Annotated in this window: 1 protein-coding gene; it reads right to left on the bottom strand. The window is 42.4% G+C overall.

The window, feature by feature from the left end; translation table 11 throughout:
- Nucleotides 1–262: mannitol dehydrogenase family protein (locus SB752_RS32715; RefSeq protein ID WP_410719550.1), on the bottom strand; the 262-nt coding region annotated here is incomplete at both ends.

Raw genomic sequence — 262 nt, 5'->3', positions numbered from 1 at the left:
CTTTCGATCAACGTCTGCTTGTACTTTTCCAGATCCGTATTTTCGGGAGCAGGCACATAAGGAGTGATATCAGTATCCATAAAATCACGGGTCAGTTTTACAATCGCCCGATCCTGCATCGCTTCATCTACTTTACGGTATCCTTTTAAAAATGACGGATAAGAAAGCAGGGTATGAGAAGCATTCAGAAGACTTAGTTTCATGTTTTCAAAAGCTGTTACATCCTGGGTAAACGCTACGCCAACCTTTTCTAATGCAGGCC

Source organism: Brevibacillus sp. SIMBA_040 (assembly GCF_046535075.1).
Classification (GTDB): domain Bacteria; phylum Bacillota; class Bacilli; order Brevibacillales; family Brevibacillaceae; genus Brevibacillus.
This window is presented reverse-complemented; position numbering and strand designations above follow the sequence as displayed.